The following is a 3,249-nucleotide window of genomic DNA, read 5'->3' on the forward strand; positions in this document are numbered from 1 at the left end:
TTCCTCAAGCAACTTAGCCATCCCATATAATGTGCCATTAATCAACACGTCGATGATAGGTGAGTTAATACTGAACAGCACCGGGGCGCAGGGCCCATTAGGCCACAGTGCAAACGAAACCCAAGCGTTACCGAACGGAACATTAACAGTGCAGGGCCTATTAGGCCACAGTGCACGACTACTGCTAGCGGCCCAGTACATGACCATTGCCCTAGGTAACTCAACCCTAAGCCAATTAATCAGTAAACTAACGTCAAGCAGCAGCGCCACGAACACCAGGTTAACCATAAACCTAACCGATAACTCAGCCGCAGTCGGCTCAACCATAATGGCCTATGGTAGGTTAACCCTACCCAACGGCACGGGGCTAGGGGGTCAGTCAATCCTGATATCGATTAACGACGGGATAGCCACCTCCACCACGACGAACTCCACAGGCTTCTACGCCGTCAACATAACGCTACCCTACATCTACGTCAACGAAACCTCGGTTAAGGCACTCTTCATACCAGTCAACAAGGGGCTGGCTGGCTCAACGGCTGAGGCCACGATTAGGTTGCTCTTCAATGAGACTAGGCTGGTGATTCATGTTAACGGCACCATCGTTGAGTGGGGCGACTACCTTATGATTTGGGGTAATGTAACCGGTGGCAATAGGTCAATCACCGTTAGGGTTGGTGGGTTAAGCCTTAACGCAACTTCCATAAATGGCCACTTCAACTTAACCATACCAACCTCAGTGCTAAGGCCAGGTAACCTAACCCTCCTCGTCTACGTTAAGCCGAACTTAACCTACTCCCCGGCTGAACGCGCCCTGAACATCACGGTGGTTGGGGTTAGGCCTAGCATTAGTCTAAGCAGCACAATGCTCCTAGCCGGTCTCACGGGCGCCATACGCATAAGCATTGAGCCACCGGTTAAGGGGAACCTAACCCTACTGGTTAACCTAGGCCCACTGAGAAGGACTGTGGTGATTGATTCACCTAATGTGACCATACCCATTAGGGTGCCCTTAACCCTAGGCATGGGGTTCACCATACTCAACGTAACCATAACCCCAAACCCACCCATTGAAGGGGTAGCCGCAACCGTGAGGGTGCTTGTGATTAACCTAGCCCAACTAGCCATACTGGCCGCCCTAGCCCCAGCAGCACTAGTCGCCGTTAGGCTAACAAGGGGGGTTAGGCATGGAGCCCCAGTAACCCAAACCCCAGTGGCCGTTACAGTTAAGGCCGTTGCCAAGTCCCTTAGGCAACCCATCCCCTCAGCCAGGTTAAGCGACCCAAGGGTTAAGGCAATATTAGGCTCCCTCGCCAAGGCAATAACTGCGGTGGGCACGGCCACTGGGATAGCCTTTGGCGGCGGGTTAACGCTTAGGGAATACCTAGCTTTAGTGCGTGGTAGGCTCACCAATGGTGAGGTTGTTAGGGGGCTCAATGGGCTCATTGCCCTAGCCGAGGAGGCCCTCTACTCACCGAGGTTACCCACTGATAGTGATGTTGAGGCTGCGTTAGGTTACCTGGCCATGGTGATTAGACAGTGAGGATCCTAGTAATAGCCATTACCCTGTCCATCCTCCTAGCCCTAGCAGTGATCTACCTATACCCCTACCCAGTCCCCTACAGCCCAAGTAACCCAAACTGGGATGGCTACTCCAAGGCAGCTTCAATCTGCCTAAGGCCAGTCTATACGCCCTGGGGATTAAACAGCAGTAGGGCAGTCTTCATAATACCCCTCGTCAACCTACCTAAGGCATATGTCAATGGGCTTAGAGGCATGCTGGCAAGGGGTGGTGTGGTTGCGGTGCTCTCCAACTCACCCACCGCCAATGGTCTACTAAGGGAACTGGGTGTTGATGCGTCCATCACGGGCCTGGTGATCAAGGACCCCCTCTTCAACTCCCTAAACGAGCACTTCCCAATAGCTGCAGTGAGCAACTATAGTCCATTAAACGTAACGGCAGCCTTCATAACCCTGGACAACGCCACGGTGATTAGCCCGGGAAATGCCACTGTGGTTGCCTTAACGGGCTTAAGCAGCATAGCAGGTAGTGAGCCAGGTCCATTCCCGGTGATGGTTGTTGTAAGGGTTGGTAAGGGTTACGTGGTTCTCATTTCAAGCCCAGGGGCATTCATGAACTCGCTGCTGGGTTACGGGGGCAACATGATGCTGCTTAGGGAATTATGCAATGGTTCAGCCGCATATTTAATTCCATCACTGGGCGGTGGGGTTCAGTTAACCCTCAGGATGTACATAGCGTACCTACGCCACTACGCATCACAGTACCCAGCCAACTACGCCCTCTCGGCGGCGCCCATGGTTCTACTATCCTTAACGCTATTTTTAAAAAGGCGGAGGTAAGGGCATCGTGTGGTTAATGCCGCCGAGGTGGCTAGGCGAATTGAGGAGTACGTCAACAGGGTCTTCATAGGCAACCCAACGGTCGTCCACACAATCATTGCGACATTACTAGCAGGGGGTCACATACTGCTCCTCGGCCCCGTGGGGAGCGGCAAAACTACCCTGGCTAAGGCGCTGGCTAGGGCCATTGGTGGTAGCTTTGGGAGAATTCAGGTAACCAACGAAACCCTCCCATCAGATATAGTTGGCTTCGCCATTTACACGCCCAGCGGCGAATTGAGGATTAACAAGGGGCCGGTATTCAACAACGTGGTGCTCCTTGACGAGATAAACAGGGCTCCGGCCAGGACCCTCTCGGCCCTGCTTGAGGTTATGCAGGAGGGGCAGGCGACAATTGAGGGCAGGCCAATACCGCTACCAAGGCCAAACGTTATAATGGCCACGATGAACATTGTTGAGGTTGCCCTAGGTGCAACCCACTCACTCCCCCCAGCCCTATTGGATAGGTTCATGGTAAGCCTATACGTGGGCTACGCAAAACCCGAGCATGAGGCAGCCATAATAAGGGGTATTGATACTATTGAGGGTGAGGTCATGGGGGATGGCTCAATGATCAACGGCATGCTTGATGCAGTAGCAGGCGAGGTTAAGGGCGTTTACATGGACGACTTAGTGCTGGGCTACATGATGAACATAGTTAATAGGGTCAGGGCGGATAAGAGGGTTGATGCACCAATAAGCACAAGGGCCCTGGTAAGCATGTTTAAACTGGCAAGGGCAATGGCACTAATGGCGGGTGCGGACTACGTAATACCCGACGACGTAAAGGCAGCAGCATACCCAGCGTTAATGCACAGGATACTCATCAAGCCAGAGTTCAGGGAGTCA

At 53.0% G+C, this 3,249-nt stretch carries 3 protein-coding genes; all 3 read left to right on the forward strand.

The features are described from left to right. Positions 1-1,543 (forward strand): hypothetical protein (locus AT710_09440; GenBank protein KUO90152.1); only part of this gene is annotated, 1,543 nt, incomplete at its 5' end. Continuing rightward, on the forward strand, positions 1,540-2,361 hold the full coding sequence (locus AT710_09445; protein ID KUO90153.1) for a hypothetical protein: 822 nt from the start codon (positions 1,540-1,542) through the stop codon (positions 2,359-2,361). The genes AT710_09440 and AT710_09445, both read left to right, overlap by 4 nt. A 9-nt stretch (positions 2,362-2,370) precedes the next feature. Beyond that, positions 2,371-3,249, forward strand: an 879-nt coding sequence (locus tag AT710_09450) for an ATPase (protein KUO90154.1), incomplete at its 3' end; no start/stop codon positions are given.

The organism is Thermocladium sp. ECH_B, assembly GCA_001516585.1.
Lineage (GTDB): Archaea > Thermoproteota > Thermoprotei > Thermoproteales > Thermocladiaceae > Thermocladium.